This is a genomic window from Micromonospora sp. NPDC051300 (assembly GCF_044455315.1).
Lineage (GTDB): Bacteria > Actinomycetota > Actinomycetes > Mycobacteriales > Micromonosporaceae > Micromonospora > Micromonospora robiginosa.
Genome location: NZ_JBITEP010000049.1, coordinates 1 through 19,705 on the forward strand (window position 1 = coordinate 1; position 19,705 = coordinate 19,705).

The 19,705-nt window shown below is 74.7% G+C and carries 18 protein-coding genes, 5 tRNA genes and 1 pseudogene; 14 read left to right on the plus strand and 10 right to left on the minus strand.

Annotated features, from left to right (window positions below):
- A partial coding sequence (locus ACIA5A_RS29795; RefSeq protein ID WP_396767929.1) for a non-reducing end alpha-L-arabinofuranosidase family hydrolase occupies positions 1-1,498 on the plus strand: 1,498 nt, incomplete at its 5' end.
- A 45-nt stretch (positions 1,499-1,543) separates the two neighbouring features.
- Here the strand turns inward: ACIA5A_RS29795 and ACIA5A_RS29800 are convergent.
- The 3 genes from ACIA5A_RS29800 to bioB are packed head-to-tail and all read right to left on the minus strand — an operon-like array spanning position 1,544 to position 3,305.
- Positions 1,544-2,050: a GNAT family N-acetyltransferase gene (locus tag ACIA5A_RS29800; RefSeq protein WP_396767931.1), complete on the minus strand. Its 507-nt coding sequence runs from the start codon at positions 2,048-2,050 to the stop codon at positions 1,544-1,546.
- A 3-nt stretch (positions 2,051-2,053) separates the two neighbouring features.
- Complete coding sequence (locus ACIA5A_RS29805; RefSeq protein ID WP_396767933.1) at positions 2,054-2,305, minus strand: hypothetical protein; 252 nt, start codon at positions 2,303-2,305, stop codon at positions 2,054-2,056.
- A 4-nt stretch (positions 2,306-2,309) separates the two neighbouring features.
- Positions 2,310-3,305: a biotin synthase BioB gene (bioB, locus tag ACIA5A_RS29810; RefSeq protein ID WP_396767935.1), complete on the minus strand. Its 996-nt coding sequence runs from the start codon at positions 3,303-3,305 to the stop codon at positions 2,310-2,312.
- Positions 3,306-3,425: 120 nt separating this feature from the next.
- On the opposite strand from bioB, the pseudogene ACIA5A_RS29815 reads away from it, so the two are divergent.
- The 4 genes and pseudogenes from ACIA5A_RS29815 to ACIA5A_RS29830 all read left to right on the plus strand — a co-directional run.
- Positions 3,426-4,556: pseudogene (locus ACIA5A_RS29815) on the plus strand (8-amino-7-oxononanoate synthase); the annotation flags it as partial.
- Positions 4,557-4,642: 86 nt separating this feature from the next.
- Positions 4,643-5,347, plus strand: a complete 705-nt coding sequence (gene bioD / locus ACIA5A_RS29820; protein ID WP_396767963.1) for a dethiobiotin synthase — start codon at positions 4,643-4,645, stop codon at positions 5,345-5,347.
- 137 nt (positions 5,348-5,484) lie between these two features.
- Entirely contained in the window at positions 5,485-7,038 is a 1,554-nt protein-coding gene (locus ACIA5A_RS29825; protein ID WP_396767937.1) for a sensor histidine kinase, read from the plus strand.
- The gene (locus tag ACIA5A_RS29830; protein ID WP_396767939.1) at positions 7,035-7,712 is read left to right on the plus strand and encodes a response regulator; all 678 of its coding nucleotides are present in this window, start codon (positions 7,035-7,037) and stop codon (positions 7,710-7,712) included. The genes ACIA5A_RS29825 and ACIA5A_RS29830 overlap by 4 nt, the downstream gene beginning before the upstream one ends.
- Positions 7,713-7,733: 21 nt before the next feature.
- Here the strand turns inward: ACIA5A_RS29830 and ACIA5A_RS29835 are convergent, their stop codons facing one another.
- The 3 genes from ACIA5A_RS29835 to ACIA5A_RS29845 all read right to left on the minus strand — a co-directional run bounded on the left by ACIA5A_RS29835 (position 7,734) and on the right by ACIA5A_RS29845 (position 10,246).
- A complete protein-coding gene (locus ACIA5A_RS29835) occupies positions 7,734-8,555 on the minus strand; it encodes an ABC transporter permease (RefSeq protein WP_396767941.1) in 822 nt (273 codons plus the stop codon).
- Complete coding sequence (locus ACIA5A_RS29840; protein WP_396767943.1) at positions 8,552-9,484, minus strand: ABC transporter ATP-binding protein; 933 nt, start codon at positions 9,482-9,484, stop codon at positions 8,552-8,554. The genes ACIA5A_RS29835 and ACIA5A_RS29840 overlap by 4 nt, the downstream gene beginning before the upstream one ends.
- Positions 9,485-9,577: 93 nt before the next feature.
- Positions 9,578-10,246 (minus strand): class I SAM-dependent methyltransferase, encoded by a 669-nt coding sequence (locus ACIA5A_RS29845; RefSeq protein WP_396767945.1) that lies wholly within the window; start codon positions 10,244-10,246, stop codon positions 9,578-9,580.
- A gap of 180 nt (positions 10,247-10,426) precedes the next feature.
- On the opposite strand from ACIA5A_RS29845, the gene ACIA5A_RS29850 reads away from it, so the two are divergent.
- Positions 10,427-11,266, plus strand: coding sequence for a hypothetical protein (locus ACIA5A_RS29850; RefSeq protein ID WP_396767947.1), 840 nt, complete (start codon positions 10,427-10,429; stop codon positions 11,264-11,266).
- 6 nt (positions 11,267-11,272) lie between these two features.
- On the opposite strand, the gene ACIA5A_RS29855 is transcribed toward ACIA5A_RS29850, so the two are convergent.
- Positions 11,273-12,622 carry a glycosyltransferase family 2 protein gene (locus ACIA5A_RS29855; protein ID WP_396767949.1) on the minus strand — a complete coding sequence of 450 codons (1,350 nt, stop codon included), beginning with the start codon at positions 12,620-12,622 and terminating at the stop codon, positions 11,273-11,275.
- Positions 12,623-12,906: 284 nt separating this feature from the next.
- Between ACIA5A_RS29855 and ACIA5A_RS29860 the strand changes: the two genes are divergently transcribed.
- The gene (locus tag ACIA5A_RS29860) at positions 12,907-14,121 is read left to right on the plus strand and encodes an alkane 1-monooxygenase (protein WP_396767951.1); all 1,215 of its coding nucleotides are present in this window, start codon (positions 12,907-12,909) and stop codon (positions 14,119-14,121) included.
- Here ACIA5A_RS29860 and ACIA5A_RS29865 read toward each other — a convergent pair.
- Positions 14,042-14,644 carry a TetR/AcrR family transcriptional regulator gene (locus ACIA5A_RS29865; RefSeq protein WP_396767953.1) on the minus strand — a complete coding sequence of 201 codons (603 nt, stop codon included), beginning with the start codon at positions 14,642-14,644 and terminating at the stop codon, positions 14,042-14,044. The two genes, ACIA5A_RS29860 and ACIA5A_RS29865, sit on opposite strands and share 80 nt — an antisense overlap.
- A gap of 277 nt (positions 14,645-14,921) precedes the next feature.
- Here ACIA5A_RS29865 and ACIA5A_RS29870 point away from each other — a divergent pair.
- From ACIA5A_RS29870 to ACIA5A_RS29880, 3 genes are all read left to right on the plus strand, one after another.
- Positions 14,922-14,994, plus strand: a tRNA-Gly gene (locus ACIA5A_RS29870).
- A gap of 34 nt (positions 14,995-15,028) precedes the next feature.
- Positions 15,029-15,099, plus strand: a tRNA-Cys gene (locus ACIA5A_RS29875).
- Positions 15,100-15,110: 11 nt separating this feature from the next.
- Positions 15,111-15,185, plus strand: a tRNA-Val gene (locus ACIA5A_RS29880).
- 50 nt (positions 15,186-15,235) lie between these two features.
- On the opposite strand, the gene ACIA5A_RS29885 is transcribed toward ACIA5A_RS29880, so the two are convergent.
- On the minus strand, positions 15,236-16,216 hold the full coding sequence (locus tag ACIA5A_RS29885; protein WP_396767955.1) for an ArsR family transcriptional regulator: 981 nt from the start codon (positions 16,214-16,216) through the stop codon (positions 15,236-15,238).
- Positions 16,217-16,284: 68 nt separating this feature from the next.
- Between ACIA5A_RS29885 and ACIA5A_RS29890 the strand changes: the two genes are divergently transcribed.
- Complete coding sequence (locus ACIA5A_RS29890) at positions 16,285-17,103, plus strand: isocitrate lyase/phosphoenolpyruvate mutase family protein (protein ID WP_396767957.1); 819 nt, start codon at positions 16,285-16,287, stop codon at positions 17,101-17,103.
- A gap of 89 nt (positions 17,104-17,192) precedes the next feature.
- Here ACIA5A_RS29890 and ACIA5A_RS29895 read toward each other — a convergent pair whose 3' ends face one another.
- Positions 17,193-17,441 (minus strand): DUF6458 family protein, encoded by a 249-nt coding sequence (locus ACIA5A_RS29895; RefSeq protein ID WP_396767959.1) that lies wholly within the window; start codon positions 17,439-17,441, stop codon positions 17,193-17,195.
- A 148-nt stretch (positions 17,442-17,589) separates the two neighbouring features.
- On the opposite strand from ACIA5A_RS29895, the gene ACIA5A_RS29900 reads away from it, so the two are divergent.
- The 3 genes from ACIA5A_RS29900 (at position 17,590) to ACIA5A_RS29910 (ending at position 19,566) form a co-directional block, all read left to right on the plus strand.
- A tRNA-Gly gene (locus ACIA5A_RS29900) sits at positions 17,590-17,662 on the plus strand.
- 12 nt (positions 17,663-17,674) lie between these two features.
- Positions 17,675-17,746: transfer RNA gene (locus tag ACIA5A_RS29905), tRNA-Val, on the plus strand.
- A 176-nt stretch (positions 17,747-17,922) separates the two neighbouring features.
- Positions 17,923-19,566, plus strand: coding sequence for a PKD domain-containing protein (locus ACIA5A_RS29910; protein WP_396767961.1), 1,644 nt, complete (start codon positions 17,923-17,925; stop codon positions 19,564-19,566).
- Positions 19,567-19,705 lie beyond the last annotated feature (139 nt).

A 19,705-nucleotide genomic window follows, 5' to 3' on the forward strand; every position in this document is an offset into this window, starting at 1 on the left:
CTCGTGGCGCTCCAACGAGAGCCCGCTGCTCTTCGACGGCGGCGGCAACAAGAAGGCCGCGTACACCTCGGTCCTCAACGCCCTCAACGCCGCCGCCCCGACCTCCGGGCCGACCACGACCCCGACCACCGGCCCGCCACCGTCCGGCGGCGCCGGCCGGATCGTCGGGGTGCAGTCGGGCCGGTGCGTCGACGTGCCCAACGCCACCCAGACCAACGGCACCCGGGTCCAGCTCTACGACTGCAACGGCCAGTCGAACCAGCAGTGGACCTACACGTCGAGCAAGCAACTGATGGTCTACGGCAGCAAGTGCCTCGACGCGAACGGCGCGGCCACCGCCAACGGCACCGGCATCATCATCTGGGACTGCAACGGCCAGTCCAACCAGCAGTGGAACATCAACTCCAACGGCACCATCAGCGGCGTGCAGTCCGGCCGCTGCCTGGACGTCTGGGGCACCGGCAACGGGCAGCAGATCCAGCTCTACGACTGCCACGGGCAGACCAACCAGCAGTGGCGGACCGACTTCGGTGGCGGCACCACGCCGACCCCGACGCCGACCACCACGCCGACCTCGACCCCGCCGAGCGGCTGCGCCCTTCCGTCCAGCTACCGGTGGTCGTCGACCGGCGCGCTGGCGAACCCGGCGAACGGCTGGGTCTCGGTCAAGGACTTCACCAACGTGGTCTACAACGGCAAGCACCTGGTCTACGCGTCGAACGTCAACAGCAGCGGACAGTACGGCTCGATGAACTTCGGCCTGTTCACCAACTGGTCCGACATGGCCTCGGCCAGCCAGACCGGGATGAGCCAGGGCACCGTGGCGCCCACCCTGCTCTACTTCGCCCCGAAGAACATCTGGGTGCTGGCGTACCAGTGGGGGCCGACGTCGTTCAGCTACAAGACGTCGAGTGACCCGACGAACGCCAACGGGTGGTCCGCGCCGCAGACCCTCTCCACCGCCACCCTGCCCGACGCGCCGTACGGCGTGATCGACCAGACGCTCATCGGTGACGACCAGAACATGTACCTCTTCTTCGCCGGGGACAACGGCAAGATCTACCGGTCGAGCATGCCGCTCGGGAACTTCCCGGGCAGCTTCGGCTCGAACTACACGACGATCATGACCGACTCGACGAACAACCTGTTCGAGGGCGTCGAGGTCTACAAGGTGCAGGGCCAGAACCAGTACCTCATGCTCGTCGAGGCGATCGGGAGCCAGGGGCGGTACTTCCGCTCCTTCACCGCCACCAGCCTGGGCGGCACCTGGACCCCGAACGCGGCCAGCGAGAGCAACCCCTTCGCCGGCAAGGCCAACAGCGGCGCGACGTGGACCAACGACATCAGCCACGGTGACCTGGTCCGCAACAACCCCGACCAGACCAAGACCGTCGACGCCTGCAACCTGCAGATGCTGTACCAGGGCAAGAACCCCAGCGCGGGCGGCGACTACAACCTGCTGCCCTGGCGGCCGGGTGTGCTGACGCTCCAGCGCTAGCCGACCGGACGTGCCCGGCACCCCGCGGTGCCGGGCACGTCCGACTCAGTCCGCCAGGTCCTCGGCGAGCAGGTCCATCAACAGGCCGTCGTGCCAGCGCCCGTCCGCGCCACGCTCGTAACGGCGCATGATCCCCACCGGGCGGAACCCCACCTTCGCGTACGCCCGGATCGCGGCCGTGTTCGCCGCCGCCGGGTCGATGGTGAACCGGTGGTGGCCGTACTCGTCGGCCAGGTGCCGGACCAGCGTGCGGATCGCGTCCCCGCCCAGCCCCGAGCCGCGCGCCGCCGGGTCGAGGAAGATGTCCAGGCTGGCGTGGCGGTAGTCCGGGTCGGTCTCGGCGTACCACTGGATCGCCCCGACCAGCCGGTCCTCGTGCTCGATCACGTAGACGGTCAGCGAGTCGTCGGCCAGGTCGGCGCGGACCGCCCCGGCCAGGTCGTCGTCACCGCGCCACCAGCGGCGCACCTCCGGGGTGGCCCGGATCGCGGCAAGCGCCGCGACGTCGGCGTCCGTCGCCGGCCGCAGCGTCACCGCCCGTCCCCGCAGCACCGCTCAGCCCCGCCGCTCGCCGTGCTCGACGCAGACCGCCGACCAGCCGGCCGGCACGACCTGCACCTTCATCCGCCGCCGGCAGGACGCGCACCAGCGCGGCGGCTCCAGCGCCCGGGCCGCCGCGCACGCCGCGTGCGGGCCCTCGGCCACCGACTCGCCGCACCTGTCGCACCAGCGCGCCGGCGCGGCGACACGGTCGGCGGCCACCGCGCCGTCGACCGGCGCGGCGGGTCGGGTCAGCTCGGTCACCATCGCCTCACAGGGTCGCGGAGAGCGCCTTCACCGGCATCTTCAGCTCGGTCAGCAGCTTCAGGTCGTCGGTCGCCGGCCGGCCCAGCGTGGTCAGGTAGTTGCCGACGATGACCGCGTTGATGCCACCGAGCAGGCCGTCGCGGGTGCCGAGGTCACCGAGGGTCAGCTCACGACCGCCCGCGTAGCGCAGGATGGTGCGCGGCATGGCCAGCCGGAACGCGGCGATGGCCCGCAGCGCGTCCTTGCCCTCGACCACCGGGCGGTCGCCCAGCGGCGTGCCGGGGCGCGGGTTGAGGAAGTTCAGCGGCACCTCGTGCGGGTCCAGCTCGGCGAGCTGCGCGGCGAACTCGGCCCGCTGCTCCACCGTCTCGCCGAGCCCGAGGATGCCGCCGCAGCAGACCTCCATGCCGGACTCGCGGACCATCCGCAGCGTCTCCCAGCGCTCCTCCCAGGAGTGCGTGGTCACCACGTTCGGGAAGTAGGAGCGGCAGGTCTCCAGGTTGTGGTTGTAGCGGTGCACGCCCATCTCGACCAGCTCGTCGACCTGCTCCTGGGTGAGCATGCCGAGCGACGCGGCGACCTGGATGTCGACCGCCTCCCGGATGGCCGCCACCCCCTCGCGCATCTGCTTCATCAGTCGGGCGTCCGGGCCGCGCACGGCGGCCACGATGCAGAACTCGCTGGCCCCGGTCGCGGCGGTCTGCTTCGCGGCCTCGACCAGCGCCGGGATGTCCAGCCAGACGGAGCGCACCGGCGAGGTGAACAGGCCGGACTGGGAGCAGAAGTGGCAGTCCTCCGGGCAGCCGCCGGTCTTCAGCGAGACGATGCCCTCCACCTCGACCTCCGGGCCGCACCACCGCATCCGCACCTCGTGGGCGAGCTGGAGGGCGGCGGGCAGGTGCTCGTCCGGCAGGTTCAGCACGGCGAGGACGCCGGCCTGGTCGAGGCCGACGCCGTTCTCCAGCACCCGGGTCCGGGCCTGGTCGAGGATCTCTGGCATGGCCGTAACCTAACCCGGCGAGCCGGCACCGCGCCACGCCGGGGCCGTCCGGCCGGGTGGTAACTTCGCCCCGCGGAAGCGCCCGGGCGGGGCGGCAGGTCGGCGGGAGGGGACGGCACGGTGGCGGACTGGCTGGCGGCCCTGGACCGGGGCGCCGAACTGCGCGCCGAGGCGGGCCTGACCCGCACGCTGCGCCCGCGCGCCGCCGACGACGCCGTGGTCGACCTGGCCGGCAACGACTACCTCGGCCTGGCCACCCACCCGGAGGTCACCGCCGCCGCCATGACGGCCCTGTCCCGGTACGGGCTGGGCGCCACCGGGTCGCGCCTGGTGCGCGGCTCCACCGACCTGCACCACGCGCTGGAGGACGAGCTGGCCGACTGGCTCGGCGTCGACCGGGCGCTTGTCTTCTCCTCCGGCTACCTGGCCAACCTCGCCGCGGTCCGGGGCCTGACCGAGCCGCGTACGCTGCTCGTCTCCGACGCGCACAACCACGCCTCGCTGATCGACGGCTGCCGGATCTCGCGCGCCGAGACGCTTGTGACGCCGCACGGCGACGTGGCCGCGGTGGCCGCCGCGCTGGCCGCCGCGCCGGGCCGCCCGGCCGTGGTGGTGACCGAGTCGGTCTTCTCCGTCGACGGCGACCTGGCCCCGCTCGCCGAGCTGCACGAGGTGGCCCGCCGGCACGGCGCGCTGCTGCTCGTCGACGACGCGCACGCGATCGGCGTGACCGGCCCGGCCGGGGCCGGCGGGGTGGCCGCCGCCGGGCTGGCCGGCGAGCCCGACGTGGTGGTCACCGCGACCCTGTCCAAGGCGCTCGGCGGGGCCGGCGGCGTGGTCGCCGGGCCGGCGGAGTTCGTCCGGCACCTGGTGGAGACCGGTCGCACGTTCATCTTCGACACCGCCCCGCCGCCCGCGGTGGTGGCCGGGGTGCACGCGGCGGTGCGGCTCGCCCGGGCCGGCGACGCGCTGCGCGCCGAGCTGGCCGACCGGGTCGCGTTCGCGGTGCGCCGCCTCGGCGCGGCCGGGCTCTCCCTATCCGCCCCCGACGCGGCGGTGGTGTCGGTGACCGCGCCGGGCCCGGAGGCGGCGACCGCGTGGGCGGCCGCCTGCCGGGACCGGGGCGTGGCGGTCGGCTGTTTCCGCCCGCCGTCCACGCCCGACGGCCGCTCGCGGCTGCGGCTGACCGTCGGCGCCGGGGTGGACCGGGCGGAGTTCGCCCGGGCGCTGGACGTGATCGTGGAGTGTGCCTCGGTGAGCGCGAGGAGTGAGTCGGGTTTGCGAGCCCCGCAGTCGCGAACGAAGGTGGCGCCGTGAGTGACGGCTGGACCGGAGCGGTGTTGGTGACCGGCACCGACACCGAGGTCGGCAAGACCGTGGTGACCGCGGCGGTGGCCGCCGCCGCGCAGGCGGCCGGCCTGCGGGTCGCGGTGGTCAAGCCGGGCCAGACCGGCACGGCCACCGGGGAGCCCGGCGACGTCGACTCGGTGACCCGGCTGGCCGCCCCCCTAACCGGCCGCACCCTCGCCAGCTATCCGGATCCGCTCGCCCCGCTGGCCGCGGCCCGGGTCGCCGAGCTGCCGCCGCTGGAGCTGTACAGCGCGGTCGACGCGATCCGCGAGGAGGCCGACAAGCACGACCTGGTGCTGGTCGAGGGCGCCGGCGGGCTGCTCGTACCGATGGGGCTGCGCCCGTCCGGCGAGCCCTGGACGGTGGCCGACCTGGCGGTGTCGCTGGGCGCGCCGGCGGTGGTGGTGGCGCGGGCCGGGCTCGGCACGCTCAACCACACCGCGCTGACGCTTGAGGCGCTGGAGCGGCGGGCCGTCCCGGCCGGCGTGGTGATCGGCGCCTGGCCGGCCGAGGCGGAGCTGGTGCACTGGCTCAACCTGTCCGAGCTGGTGCCGAACCTGCTCGGCGCGGTCCCGGCCGGGGCCGGCGGGATGGACCCGGGGGTGTTCCGCCGCTCGGCGCCGGGTTGGCTCACCCCCGCGCTCTACGGCGTGCTCGACGACTGGCGGGCCTGGGCCGAGGAGAGCGGCTGAGCGGTAAGGCGGGGCCCCTTCTTAACGCCTCCGGTATAGGAGGGGGCCCCTTTTAACGCCGCCGCCCCGCGGAGAGCGGCTGAGCACCTGACCTTCGTCGGTGCCCGGCCACGGCCGGCGTCGGTAGCGTGACCGCCGTGGACCTGCGCCCGCTGTCGTCGACGGCCCGTGCCCGGGCCGGTTACCTGCTGCTCTGGGCCGTGCTCGCGGCGCCTGTGACGTACGCCCGGCTCACCCCGCCGTGGCGGCCGCACGAGGTGCCGCTGCTGGCCGGGGCGCTGGCGCTGCTCGGCCTCGCGGTGGCGCTGGGCCGCCGCCGGCCGCTCGTGGCGGTGCTGGTGGTGGTGGCCGGCTCGCTGGTGGACGGCAACGTGGTGTTCGCCATCCCGGTCTTCGGCTTTCTCGCCGGGCTGCGCGACGCGCGGGCCACCCCGGCCGCGGCGGTGTTCGCCGCCATCGCGGTGACCGGCACCGTGCTCAACCTGGGCCTGCTCGACACCGAACCGGCGGTCTGGTTCCAGCTCGCCTCGGTGCTGCTCTTCGCCGGCGTGTTCCCCTGGCTGCTGGGCCGGCTGCGGCGGCAGCACCGGGCGCTGGCCGAGGCCGGGCGGCGGCACGCCGAGCGGGAGCGACGGAGCGCGGCGGAGCGGGTACGCCTGCGCGAGCGGGCCAGGATCGCCCAGGACATGCACGACTCGCTCGGGCACGATCTGAGCCTCATCGCGTTGCGGGCGGGCGCGCTGGAGCTGGCGGCCGGGCTGTCCCCGGCCCACCGGACCGAGGCGGGGGAGTTGCGGGCCAGCGTCGCCGCGGCGACCGAGCGGCTGCACGAGGTGATCGGCGTGCTGCGCGAGGAACCGACCCGGCGTCCGCCCGGCGAGACGGTCGCCGACCTCGTCGACGGCGCCCGCGACGCCGGGATGACCGTGCGCCTGGGCGGCGGGCCGGCCGCCGACGCCCTCGCCGGCCTGCCGCCGCTCGTCGCGCACGCCGTGCACCGGGTGGTCCGGGAGGCGCTGACGAACGCCGCCCGCTACGCACCGGGCGCCCCGGTCACGGTCACCGTGGCCCGTGCCGCCGACTCGGTCACGGTGGAGGTGGTCAACCCGCCGGCCCCGGCGGGCCCGCTGGCCGGGCCGGTGTCGCACGGCTCCGGCCTGCTGGCGCTGCGTGAGCGGGTACGCCTCACCGGCGGCGCCCTGGACGCCGGCCCTCGGGACGGCGGCTGGGCGGTCACCGCCCGACTCCCGGTGGCCGACGGCGCCAGCCCCGACGACAGTCCGCCGGACGAGGGCTGCCCCGACGGCGATCCGGCGCCGGTCGGCGTCCCCGGCGAGGGCGGGTGGCCCGCCGACGAGGCGCGGCGGCTGCGGGAGGCCCGGCGGCGGGTACGCCGCAGCGTGCTCGTCGCGTTCGGCGCGCCGGCCGGGCTGGCGATGGTGCTGGCGCTCGTCTACTACCCGCTGGCCACCGCCGGCGCGGTGCTCGACCGTCCCGGCTACGACCGGCTGCGGCTGGGCGAGCCGCGCGACACGCTCGGGCTGCCCCGGCGGCAGGCCGACCCGCCCCCGCGCGGCGCGGCACCCGGCTGCGAGTTCTACACCGACGGCAACTTCCCGTTCGCGGCGCCCGCCTGGCGGCTCTGCTTCCGCGACGGCCGACTGGTCAGCAAGGAGCGGATCGCGTCATGACTGACGACCACGGGCGGCCCCTGCGGGTGGTGCTCGCCGACGACGAGGCGATGGTGCGGGCCGGGGTCCGGGCGATCCTGGCCGCCGACCCGGGCATCGAGGTGGTCGGCGAGGCGGGCGACGGCCCCGCCGCGGTGGAGTTGGTGCGCGCGCACCGGCCCCGGGTGGCGCTGCTGGACGTCCGGATGCCGCGCGGTGACGGTCTCGACGCGGCGGCCCGGATCCGCCGCCTGGTGCCGGAGACCGCGCCGGTCATGCTGACCACGTTCGGCGACGACGACCTGATCGCCCGCGCGCTCGGTGTCGGCGCGGCGGGCTTCCTGCTGAAGTCCGGCGACCCGAGGGAACTGCTGGCCGGGGTGCGCGCGGTGGCCGACGGCGGGGCCTACCTGTCGCCCCGGGTGGCCCGCCGGGTGATCGAGCTGAGCGGTGGGCGGCTCGCCCGTGGCCCGTCCGCCAGGGACCGGCTGGCCGGGCTGACCGACCGGGAGCGGGAGGTGCTCGCGCTGGTCGGGGCGGGCCTGTCCAACGCCGAGATCGCCCGCCGGCTGCACCTGGTCGAGGGAACCGTGAAGAGCTATCTGACAAGCGTCTTCACCCGGCTGGACGTGCGCAACCGGGTGCAGGCGGCGATCCTCGCGTACGAGGCGGGGCTGGTCCCGCCGGCAAGCTGACCGGCCCCGCCCCGTCGACCGTCAGGCGTCGCGCCGGGCCAGCGCCCACCGGCCGAGCGCCATCGCGGCGGCGGCCCAGCCGGCGAGCAGCAGCAGTCCCACGACCGCCGGGTAGGGGTCGGTGTCCCCGGCCAGGAAGTGGGTGCCGGCGACGCCGGGGAACCCGTCCGCGATCCGGGTGAGCACGGTGATGTCCGGCTCCTGCAACGACAGCGGCACGATGTAGAGCAGCGCGAGGAGCACGGTCAGGGTCAGCACCGGGCCGCGCAACGCCGCGGCCAGCCCGAGGGCCAGCACGCCCACAAGCGTCAGGTACGCGGCGCAGGCGAGCACGTCGGTCACCGTGGCGCCCCACGGCGCCCGCCCCCACTCGCCCAGCACCGGCCGGGCCACCGCCGCGCCGACGGCGCCGAGCAGCAGCCCGACGCCGAACGTCACCGCGCCGACCACGACCGCCTTGGCCGCGAGCACCCGGCTCCGCGACGGGGTGCAGCGCAGCGTGGTACGGATGGTGCCGGTGGCGAACTCGCTGGTGATCGCGAACAGGCCGAGGCCGATCACCACGAACTGGGTCAGCTCCAGCGAGCCGGCCACCACGTCGCCGACGTCGAGCACGCCCGGGTTCACGGTCGGGTCGTCGTCGGTGTTGGCGTTCACCGCGTAGATGGCGAGTTGGGCGGCGGTGGCCGCCATGGTGACCAGCGCGGCGACGAGCGTCCACCAGGTGGAGCGCACCGACCAGAGCTTGGTCCACTCGGCGGCCACCGCGCCGGCGAGCGGGTGGCCGGCCGGCGCGGGCCGGCGCACCGGCCGGGCACTGTCGAGCGTGGGCGACGTGGTCATCGGGTGCCACCTCCGGTCGGGCCGGCGGCGAACTCGACGCTGCCGGCGGTCAGCTCCAGGAACGCCTCCTCCAGGGAGGGCGCGACCGGGGTCAGCTCGTGCAGCCGCACCCCCAGCTCGTACGCGAGGTCACCGACCCGACCGGCGGTGCTCCCGGCCACGGCGAGCCCGCCCTCGTCGGCGGTGACCGTGGCGCCCTCGGCGGCCAGCCGGTCGGCGAGCGTGGCGAGCGCCACCGGCTCCGGCCCTCGGACCCGGACCGAGGCGGCCGGCCGGGCGGCGATCAGCTCGGCCAGCGGCGCGTCGGCCACCAGCCGGCCGCGCCCGAGCACCACCACCCGGTCGGCGGTCTGCTGCATCTCGCTCATCAGGTGGCTGGAGATCAGCACCGTGCGGCCCTCGTCGGCGAGCCGCCGGGTGAAGCCGCGGATCCAGCGCACCCCGTCCGGGTCGAGCCCGTTGACCGGCTCGTCGAGCAGCAGCACCGGCGGGTCGCCGAGCAGCGCGCCGGCGATGCCGAGCCGTTGCCCCATGCCCAGCGACAGCGCCCGGCCCGGTTTGCCGGCGGCGCGGGCGTCCAGGCCGACCAGGTCGAGCACCTCCGCCACCCGCCGGGCCGGTACGCCGTTGCTGCGCGCCATGGCCCGCAGGTGCGCCACGCCGGAGCGGGCCGGGTGCACGCCTGTCGCGTCGAGCAGCGCGCCCACCTCGTACAGCGGGTGTCGCAGGGTGCGGTAGGGCCGGCCGCCGACCAGGGCCTGGCCGGCGGTGGGCCGGTCCAGGCCGAGCACCATCCGCATGGTGGTGGACTTGCCGGCGCCGTTCGGGCCGAGGAAGCCGGTCACCTGGCCGGGGCGGATCTCGACGCTCAGGTCGTCGACGGCGGTCACCCCGCCGAACCGTTTCGTCAACCCACGAAGTGTGATCATGCGCCGACGCTAGGCGGCGACGCGGGCGCGGCACCGCCACCGAACGGCACCCACCCACCCCCACTTTGGTAAGGCCGGGGCCCCTTCCGACAGTCAGCGACGGGCGCCGGGCGGGGTCGGGTCCAGCTCCCACACCGTGGTGCGCTTGACCCGGACGCTCTCCAACGCCTCGGACACCGGCACGTCGTACGTCGCCAGGGCGTGGAAGCGCTCGCGCGGCAGGAACGCCCGGTCCGGGTCGCCCACCAGCACGCGTGCGCCGGCACGGGCGGCCCGGAGCAGGAAGCGCAGCATCCGCCGGGCCATCGCCTCGCTGTAGAACACGTCGCCGGCCAGCACCACCTCGGCGTCCCCGGCGCCGGAGTCGAGCACGTCGACGAGTTCGGCGTCGACGCGTACCCCGTTGGCGTCGGCGTTGAGCGCGACCGCCGCGACGGCCCGCTCGTCCACCTCGACGGCCCGGACGGCGGCCGCGCCGGCCCGGGCGGCGGCGATGGCGACCAGGCCGGAGCCGGAGGCCAGATCCAGCACCCGGCGGCCGGCGACCACCTCCGGGTGGTCGGTCACGTGCCGGGCGAGCGCCTGGCCGCCGGCCCACGCGAAGGCCCAGAACGGTGGCGGTTGCGAGCTGCGGAACTCGCCCTCGGTCAGCTCCCAGAGGCCGATCGGTTCGTCGGCCTGGTGCAGCCGCACCTCGGGGACGAACGCGACCGGGGCGAGGCGGGCGTGCAGGCGGACGAACGCGGCGGACAGCTCGGACACCCGCCGATTGTGTCGCACGGCCGGTTCCGGGCGTGTCGGCGGGCGGCGGTGACCGGTTCACCACCGTCGGTGAAAACACCACCCGATGTTCACGTTGGATGCGAACACGCCCGTCTACCGGGCCGGGCGGCACGCTCCTAGCGTTGCCTGTGGACACGACCGACGTGAGGAGGGGCCCTGGTGAGCGGCTGGCGGCACGCGCTGCGGATCGGGCTGGTGCTGACCTGTCTGGCGGGAGCCGGCTACGGCGGGGCCGCGCCGGCCCGGGCGGCGGCGGCCTTCTCCACCGAGTTGACCGGCCTGCCCGACGAGTTCACCGCCGGCAACCGGGTGGAGACGCTCTCCGCGGTGGTGTCCCGGTCGGACCGCGCCAACCGCGACGACTGCGTCAAGGTGCGCTGGTCGATGCTGCTGCGGGTGCAGGGCCTGCGGCTGGACCAGGTCAAGGTGGACCGGGTGGAGGAGACCGGCTCGTTCCCGTTGGAGATCCGCACCGACGGGGACACCGCGCGGCTGACCGACCGGGAGCTGGACCCGGGCGTGCTCTGCCCGGGGCGCACGGTCACCGCCCGCTACCTGGTGGCGTTCGCCGAGGACGTGGCGCGCGGCCGGGTGAGCATCGCCGCCGAGGCGTACGACCCGCAGTTGCGGCTGCTGGCCCGGCGGACCGCCTCGCGCCAGGTGGTGGGCGAGGCGGCCGCGCCGACGCCGGAGCCGACGGCGACCAGCGCCGAGCCGACCGACCCGCCCCGCGACGAGCCGGTCGCCGAGGAGTCGGAGACGGACGAGTCGACCGACCCGGCGGTGGTGGAGCCGCCGGCCGGCGCGGCCGGGCAGCCGGTCGCCTCGTCCGGGGGGTTCGGCGTGGTGCAGGCCGCGTTCCTGCTCGGCGGGCTGCTGCTCTTCCTCGGCGCGGGCCTGCTGTTCCGGATGCGGCGCCTGCTCCGTCCCGCCGGTGACCCGGACGAGGCCCCGGCGCCGTCGTTCGAACGGCGACGGACCCGCCGACGCTGGCGGTGACCGGACTCAGCCGGCGGCGGCCTGCGCGTACGCGGGTGCGGCGTCGACGGTCCGGGGTGGGCGCAGCGACAGCACGGCGCCCAGACCCGGCACCTCCTGCCGGTCGACGGTGAACTGGGCGGCGAGCGACCGGCGCAGGTACGCCAGCGACTCCGGGTCGGCGGCGGACATCTCCGGCGCGCTGTCCCCGGTGGCGACCAGGTGCACCTCGCCGGCGAGCAGCAGTGACGAGTTGACGAACTGGCACAGCTCGGGCCAGAGCAGGTAGCGCCAGAAGTCCACGCTGACCACCGCGTCGAGGCTGCCCGGCGGCAGCGGCGGGGCGAGCCCGATCAGGTGCTGGTTGGTCGGCCCGACCGGCGCGCCGTGGTCGAACGTGATCGCCTCGGCGGGCAGCCCGGCGTCGGCGCTGCCGCTGCCCACCCAGAGCACCCGGGGGCCGGGCAGCCGGTCGGCGAGCCGGGTCACCGCGGGGCCGATCGCGCCGGCCGACCGCGCCACGGCCGCGCGCACCAGGGAGCGGTAGAACAGGATCCGCTTGACCGCCTCCGGGCCCACGATGACGCTGAGGAATTCCCACTCCAGGCAGGGGTAGATCGCCATGATCGAGCGGGTGTTGGCCATCATCTCCATCCAGTTGCGGCCCATGTCGCGGTGGTGCGGCAGGTGCACGACGCGGGCGTCGTCGTCGTAGGAGAAGGTCGCTCCGGCCTGGTCCACCCGGTAGAACAGCTCGATGTCCTCCATGCCGTAGCTGAGCGCGAACTCCTCGCGGAAGCCGCCGACCCGGTCGAACAGCTCGCGGGGGAGCGAGATGTTGTGCGTGTAGGCGACGGTCCAGCCGACCTCCAGCCAGTCCCGGCGCTCGTCCGGCACGCCCTCGGGCGGGAAGCGCATGTCGCCGCCGTACGGCGAGAGGCGGGGGATCGCCGCCGGCTCGTCGCGCAGCACGGCGGGCAGGTGGGCCAGCCCGATGTCGTCCCGGCGGCCGATCAGCACCGGGGCGGCGTCCGGCGCGCGGTGGTGGGTGAGGTGCCGTTCCAGCAGGTCCGGCAGCGCCCAGGAGTCGGCGTCGAGGAAGACGATCAGGGGCGCGGCGGCGTGCCGTACGCCCTCGTTGCGGACGCCGGAGCGGCCACGGCGCTCGGGCAGCTCGATCAGCCGCAGGTGCAGGCCGGCGCCGGCGGCCAGTGCCGCCGGGTAGCCGTCGGGTGAGCCGCCGTCGCGCACCACCACGACCTCGAAGCGGTCCGGTGGCAGCGTCTGGCGGGCCAGGGCCCGCAGGGTCAGCTCCAGGCAGTGCGGGTCCTGGTAGGTGGGTATGACCACGGTCAGCTCGGGGTCGGGCGACGTCATGCGTGATCTCCGTTCATCGGTCCGCGGCGGACGTGCGCCGTCGGGGGCCACCGGCGCGGCGGGTTCGTTGCGGATCGCCGACGCGGGCGTGCGGGAGGGGACCGGCCAGGGGGTGGGGGCCGGAGACGCTCTGATGAGGATGATTCACGATAACCTTACGCATAGTTTGCAGTCACTGAAGGTAGGGGTTGGTAGGGGTGGCTCGCTTTACAAAAACTTTGCTCTTGTAAAAGAGTCGGACGGCTGACACAGTCGGGTCAGGAGCAACCGATCGGAGTCCGACGATGCGCACCGACACCGTTCCGTGGCGGGACACCCGCAAGCCGCTCTGGCCGCTCGCCCTGCTCGTACCGGCGCTGCCGTTCGCGGGCTGGTCGCTCTGGCACGCCGGCGGCTCGGCCTGGGCCTGGTGGCTCACCCCGGCCGTGGTCTTCGGCCTGATCCCGCTTGTCGACCTGTGGATCGGCGACGACCGGGAGAACCCGCCCGAGGAGGCGGTGCCGGCGTTGCAGGCCGACGGCTACTACCGCTGGCTCACCTACCTCTACCTGCCCGCCCAGTACGCGGCGCTGGTGCTGTGCTGCGCGGTCTGGGCCGGCGGCCGGCTCTCCTGGGTGGCCGCCGCCGGCCTGGTCGCCACCGTCGGGGTGGTCGACGGCATCGCCATCAACACCGCCCACGAGCTGGGGCACAAGCGGGAGCGGGCGGAGCGCTGGCTGTCCAAGATCGCCCTGGCGCCGACCGGGTACGGGCACTTCTTCGTCGAGCACAACCGGGGTCACCACACCCGGGTCGCCACCCCGGAGGACCCGGCCAGCTCGCGGCTCGGCGAGACGTTCTGGGCGTTCTGGCCGCGTACCGTCCTCGGGAGCCTGCGCTCGGCGTGGCGGCTGGAGACCGCCCGGTTCCGGCTCCGTGGGCGCAGCCCGTGGACGTGGCGCAACGAGGTGCTCAACGCCTGGGCCATGACCGTCGCGCTCTACGCCGTGCTGGCGGTGGCGTTCGGCCCCGGCGTGCTGGTCTTCCTCGTGCTCCAGGCGGTGGTCGGCTTCTCCCTGCTGGAGGCGGTCAACTACCTGGAGCACTACGGCCTGGCGCGGCAGCGCACCGCGGCCGGCCGCTACGAGAAGGTCGACCCGCGGCACAGCTGGAACAGCGACCGGACGGTCACCAACGTCTTCCTCTTCCAGCTCCAGCGGCACAGCGACCACCACGCCAACCCGCTGCGCCGCTACCAGACGCTGCGCAGCTTCGACGCCTCGCCGCAGCTCCCGGCCGGATACGCCACCATGGTGGTCGCCGCGCTGGTGCCCCCGCTCTGGCGCCGGCTGATGGACCACCGGGTGCTGGCCCACTACCGCGGCGACCTGTCCGCGGCGAACGTCCACCCGCCGGCCCGCGCCCGCCTCGCCCGCCGGCTCAGTCGAGCTGGCTCGGCTCCAGGCTCAGCTCCCGCGCCGCGACCAGCCGGACCCACTCGGCGATCTGCCGGCGGGTGATCACCCGCTCGTGCACCGCGAGCTGCACCGCCAGGCCGTCCATCACGGCGCTGATCCGCCACGCCGCGCCGGCCGGGTCGGGGCAGTCGAAGGTGCCGTCGGTCACCCCGTCGGCGATCACCGTGGCGAGGTCCTGCCGCCAGCGCAGGTCGAGGCGGCGGGAGAGCTTCTCCAGCTCGGGGGTACGCATCGACTCCGCCCACCCGTCGATCCACATCGACCAGGAGGTGGACCGGCCGGTCGGCGCGTAGAGGCGGAGCATCCGGCGCAGCTTCGCCAGCGGCGGGGCGGAGGAGCGGAGCACCGCGTCGAGCCGGGTCAGGTCCTGGTCGACCGCGTAGGCGAAGGCCTGCGCGAGCAGCCGGTCCTTGGTGGCGAAGTGGTAGAAGACAAGCGCCTGGCTGACTCCGGCGGCCTCCGCCACGTCGGCGGTGCGGGTGTTGGCGAGCCCTCGTTCCGCGATCACCTCGCAGGCGGTGCGCAGCAGCGCATCCAGGCGGATCTCGGCGGCTCGTCTCGTCACGTTCGTTACGGTAACCCATCCGAATGACCACGAGGAGTTACCGGACCGGCCGGTCGGCATTGGCACAGTCGGATGCCGGACACTCGACCCGCCGGCCAGGATCCGCAGGTGAACGCGCCTGCGGCATCCCCGCGACCACCTGCCACCCAGGCTCCTAGGAAGCCGGCGAGTGGTCGCCCGCCCCGCCGGCCTGACTCGCCGAAGGGGGATCCGATTTGGCAACCGTTCCTCCGCTCGGCTAAAGTTCTCATCCGTCACCGGGAAACACCGGGGGCGTGCGGACGTAGCGCAGCTGGTAGCGCATCACCTTGCCAAGGTGAGGGTCGCGGGTTCGAATCCCGTCGTCCGCTCGGAGATGCCGCCACGCATGTCGGGGGCAACCTCGGTGGAGTGGCCGAGAGGCGAGGCAACGGCCTGCAAAGCCGTGTACACGGGTTCAAATCCCGTCTCCACCTCGCATTGACGAGGGCGATTGGCGCAGTGGGAGCGCGCTTCCTTGACACGGAAGAGGTCACTGGTTCAAACCCAGTATCGCCCACCAGTGACGAAGGCCGTGCCGATCATTCGGCACGGCCTTCGTCGTCGTCCGGCTCACCCCGACGCCCCCACCAGCGCGTCCGCCACCGCCGTCCGGCTGCTCAGCCGCGACCGGCCCTGCCGCCGGGTCACCACCAGGCCGGCGGCCCGCAACGCGGTGAGGTGCTGCGACACCCCGCTCGGGGAGAGCCCGGTCCGCCGGGACAGCTCCGTGGTCGACCGGGGCGCGTCCAGCGCCACCAGCAGCCGCGCCCGGCCCCGACCCAGCACCGCGCCCAACGCGTCCGCCGCGCGCACCGGGGTCTCCCAGAGCGTGCCGACGCCGCGCGCCGGGTAGGCGAGCTGCGAGACGTCCCCGGCCGCAATGCTCAGCACCGACGGCCAGACGAACACCGAGGGCACCAGCACCAGGCCACCGCCGGCCGGCACGTCCGGCGCCGTGCAGTGACGCTGGCCGACCAGCAGGGAGTCGCCCTCCCAGCGGACCCGTTCGTGCAGGTCGTTGAGGAGCCCGGCGGCGCCGTCCGTCGCCATCCGGCGGGCCCGGTGGAAGACGTCGGCGTCGAGCACCGCCCGGATACGCGGCCAGTCCGGCGCGACCGCCAGCCGCCAGTACACCTCCACCTCCCCGGCCAACCGGGCCAGCCCGGCCACCGGGTCGGCGTACAGGGCGCTCACCGCCGCCGGTCGCGGACCGGGCAGCAGGTCGAGATGGGCGCGGACGGCGGCCGGCGGGGTGGCGCGCAGCGTGGTCAGTTCCTCGGCCAGGTCCGGGTCCAGGCCGGTCGGCGGCGGGGTGAGGAAGTCCGGCAGATAGCCCGGCGCCGGCGGGACCAGCCGCCACAGCAGGGCGTCCGCGCCGTCGAGCAGCCCCGCCTCGGCCAGCCTCGGCCGGACCCGGGCGGCCCACGGGAGGTGGATCGCGTGCCGGCCGGGATCGCGGAGCACCCGGATGCCGGCCATCACCTCCCACAGGCCGGACAGCGCGAACCGGACCCGCGCCACCGCGTCCGCCGAGAGCCCGATCGCGACCACACGGCCCCCTCGTTTCAGCCAGGACTGAAACATTACGGCGACCGGCCCGCCCCGCCGAGACTGGCCGGGTGAACGAGCAGCAGACCCGAGCCCAGCAGTTCCGTAACCTCCACCGCCCCAGCGAGCCGGTGGTCCTGGTCAACGCGTGGGACGCGGCCAGCGCGCGGATCGTGGCCGCCGCCGGCGCCCGCGCGGTCGCCACCACCAGCGCCGGCGTCGCGTGGAGCCGCGGCGCGCCCGACGGCGACGCGCTCGCCCGCGAGCACGCCGTCGACGTGATCCGGCTGGTCGCCGCCGCGGTGCAGGTGCCGGTCACCGCCGACATCGAGGCCGGGTACGGCGACACCCCCGACGACGTGGCCGAGACCGTGACCGCGGTGCTCGGCGCGGGCGCGGTCGGGGTGAACGTGGAGGACGCGCGGCACGACGGGGGCGGGCCGCTGCGCCCGGTCGACGACCAGTGCGCCCGCCTCGCCGCGGTCCGGGCCGCCGCCGACCGCGCCGGCATCCCGCTGTACGTCAACGCGCGGATCGACACGTTCCTGCGCGGGGCCGGCGGGGTGTCGGAGACGGCGGCGCGCGCCGAGGCGTACCTGGCCGCCGGCGCGGACGGCGTGTTCGTGCCCGGGACGGTCGATCCGGAGACCGTGGCGGCGCTGGTGGCGGCCATTCCCGCGCCGCTGAACGTGCTGGCCGGGCCGGGCGCGCCCCCGATCGCCGAGCTGGCCCGGCTCGGGGTGGCCCGGGTCAGCCTCGGGTCGGCGGTCGCCGAGGCGGCGTACGCGGTGGCCCGGCGGGCGGCGGCGGAGGCGTTCGGCGCCGGGACCTACGACGCGCTCACCGACGCGCTCGACTACGGCACGATCAACGCGTTGATGCGGGACTGACCCGGAAACCCGGACGGGGACGCCGCCGTGGCGTCCCCGTCCCGGTCGGTGCCCGGGGACCGATCAGCTCCGTCGGCCCCCGGTGGTGATCACATCGGCGGGGCGACGTCCCGGCGCTCCTCGACCCGGCGGTACTCCACCGGCTGCTCGGTGGCGGTGGTGGTGACCACCTGGCGGCGCCGGCCCCAGACCAGCGTCGTCATGACCAGGCCGAGCACGCCGGCCGCCATCAGGATCCAGCCCACGACGTCGAGGTCGACCCCGCCGACGCTGGCGTTGAGCGCGAACGTGAGGATCGCGCCGACCGCGATCAGGAAGATGCTCGTACCGATACCCACGACAGCCTCCTTCAGGGGGTGATTGTGCTGTCGTGTCGCTCAGTACCCCGGCGGCGAGCAGCGCAACCACGGCCCGTGGGGGGCTGTCGCGGGGCGATCTTGGCGTCGGGTAGAGTTCGTCCTGTCGCCGACGCGAGCCGGCGACATCGCGGACGTAGCGCAGCTGGTAGCGCATCACCTTGCCAAGGTGAGGGTCGCGGGTTCGAATCCCGTCGTCCGCTCGCGAACCGCCCGGGCGATTGGCGCAGTGGGAGCGCGCTTCCTTGACACGGAAGAGGTCACTGGTTCAAACCCAGTATCGCCCACCGAAGATCACTTCTCCGCCGCCGGATCGGCGCGCGTCCCCCGCCGGCCGGTGCCGGCACCGGCCACATCGGTCACCACACCGCCCCGACAGCCGGCCACCCCTCCACCGTGCGGGTTATGGAGCCGTGGACCGCCGCGTGTCAGGGTGAGGCCCGATACGCAGGGAGGCGGTCACATGCGGACGATCGGGCAGGGACGATGGCGGCGGATGGTCGCCCGGCTGGGGGTGGCGGCGGTCGTCGCGGCGGCCGGGGTGACGGTGGGAGCCGCGCCCGCGCAGGCCACCGCGACCCGGACCGTGGCGTTCTGGAGCATGGACGAGCCGGCGTCGTCGACAGTGCTCAGGGACAGCAGCGGCAGCGGGCGGCACGGCACGGTCGGCGGCGAGGTGGTCACCGGCGCGATCTACGCCGGGGCGACCGGCCACCGCTTCGCCACCCACCTGCCCACGGACCAGGAGTACGTGCCGGGCCACGTGGACCTGGTGCCGCACAGCACCGACCTCAACCCGGACGCCGGCGACTTCTCGGTGACCATCCGCTACCGCACCACGTACTCCTTCGGGAACATCCTCCAGAAGGGACAGGGCAACACCACCGGCGGCTACTGGAAGTTCGAGGCGCCGGGCGGCAAGCCGAAGTGCCTGTTCCGCGGCGGCGACGGCGCCTCGCGCACCGGCTACACCGACGTGCCGATCGCCGACGGCCAGTGGCACACGGTCACCTGCAACCGCACCTCGGCCTACGTGGAGATGTACGTCGACGGGGTGCGCACCAGCCGGCTGAACGGGCCGACCGGCACCATCGCCAACACCTGGCAGCTCTCCGCCGGCGGCAAGAGCCAGTGCGACGGCACGAAGGTGACCTGCGACTACTTCGCCGGTGACATCGACTACGTGAAGATCCTCAAGGGTTCGGGCGGCCCGGCCAACCAGGCGCCGGTGGCCGACCTGGCACCCACCTGCGCCGGGCTGGTGTGCACGTTCTCCGCCGCCGGCTCCACCGACGCCGACGGCGCGATCCAGGACCACCGTTGGGACTTCGGCGACGGCTCCACCGCCGGCACCGTCTCCGTGCCGACCACCTCCCACACGTACGCGGCGGCCGGCACCTACCCGGTCACGCTCACCGTGACCGACGACCGGGGCGCCACCGGCGCGGTCACCGTCGACGTCACCGTCGCGCCGGTGCCGGAGCGGATCTCCTTCGTCGGCCAGGACACCGCGAACGCCAACTGGACCAGCCACACGGTCACCGTCCCGTCCGCCGTGCAACCCGGCGACACACTGCTGCTCCTGCTCAGCCAGAACACCCACACCGGCACCGGCGAACCGACTGGCGTGACCGGGTGGAACCGCCTCGACCGACTCGACGGCGGCTACGCCACCACCACCGCCTGGTGGAAGACCGCGACCGCCGGCGACGCGGGCACGACGGTGCGGGTGGCGCTGGACAGCCAGGCGAAGGGCAACCTGGTGGTGGCCGCGTACCGGGGGGCCGCGCCGGGCGCGCCGGTGTTCGCCCGGGCCACCGACCCGGCCAGCACCGCCGTCCGGACCACGCCCTACGCGCCGGTGACCGCCGCGCAGAGCTGGGCCGTGTCGTACTGGGTGCACGGGGACTCCGCCTCCACCGCCCTCACCCCGCCGGCCGGGGTCTCGGTGCGCAGCAACAGCTCGCAGACCGGCGGCGGCCGGGTGACCGGACTGCTCGCCGACTCGGCGAGCACCGTCCCGGCGGGCAGCTACGGCGGGCTCGCCGCGACCGGCGCGGCGGCCAGCACGACCACCACCACGTGGACATTCGTCCTGGCCCCGTGACGCGTGAAGGCCGGCACCCGTTCTCGGGTGCCGGCCTTCGCGAGTCTTACTTGGTCCAGTGCTGGGTGACGAGGTCGGTGGCCTGCTTCTCCCACTGGGCGTAGGCGTCCGGGTAGGCGGACACCTGGACGGTCTGGGC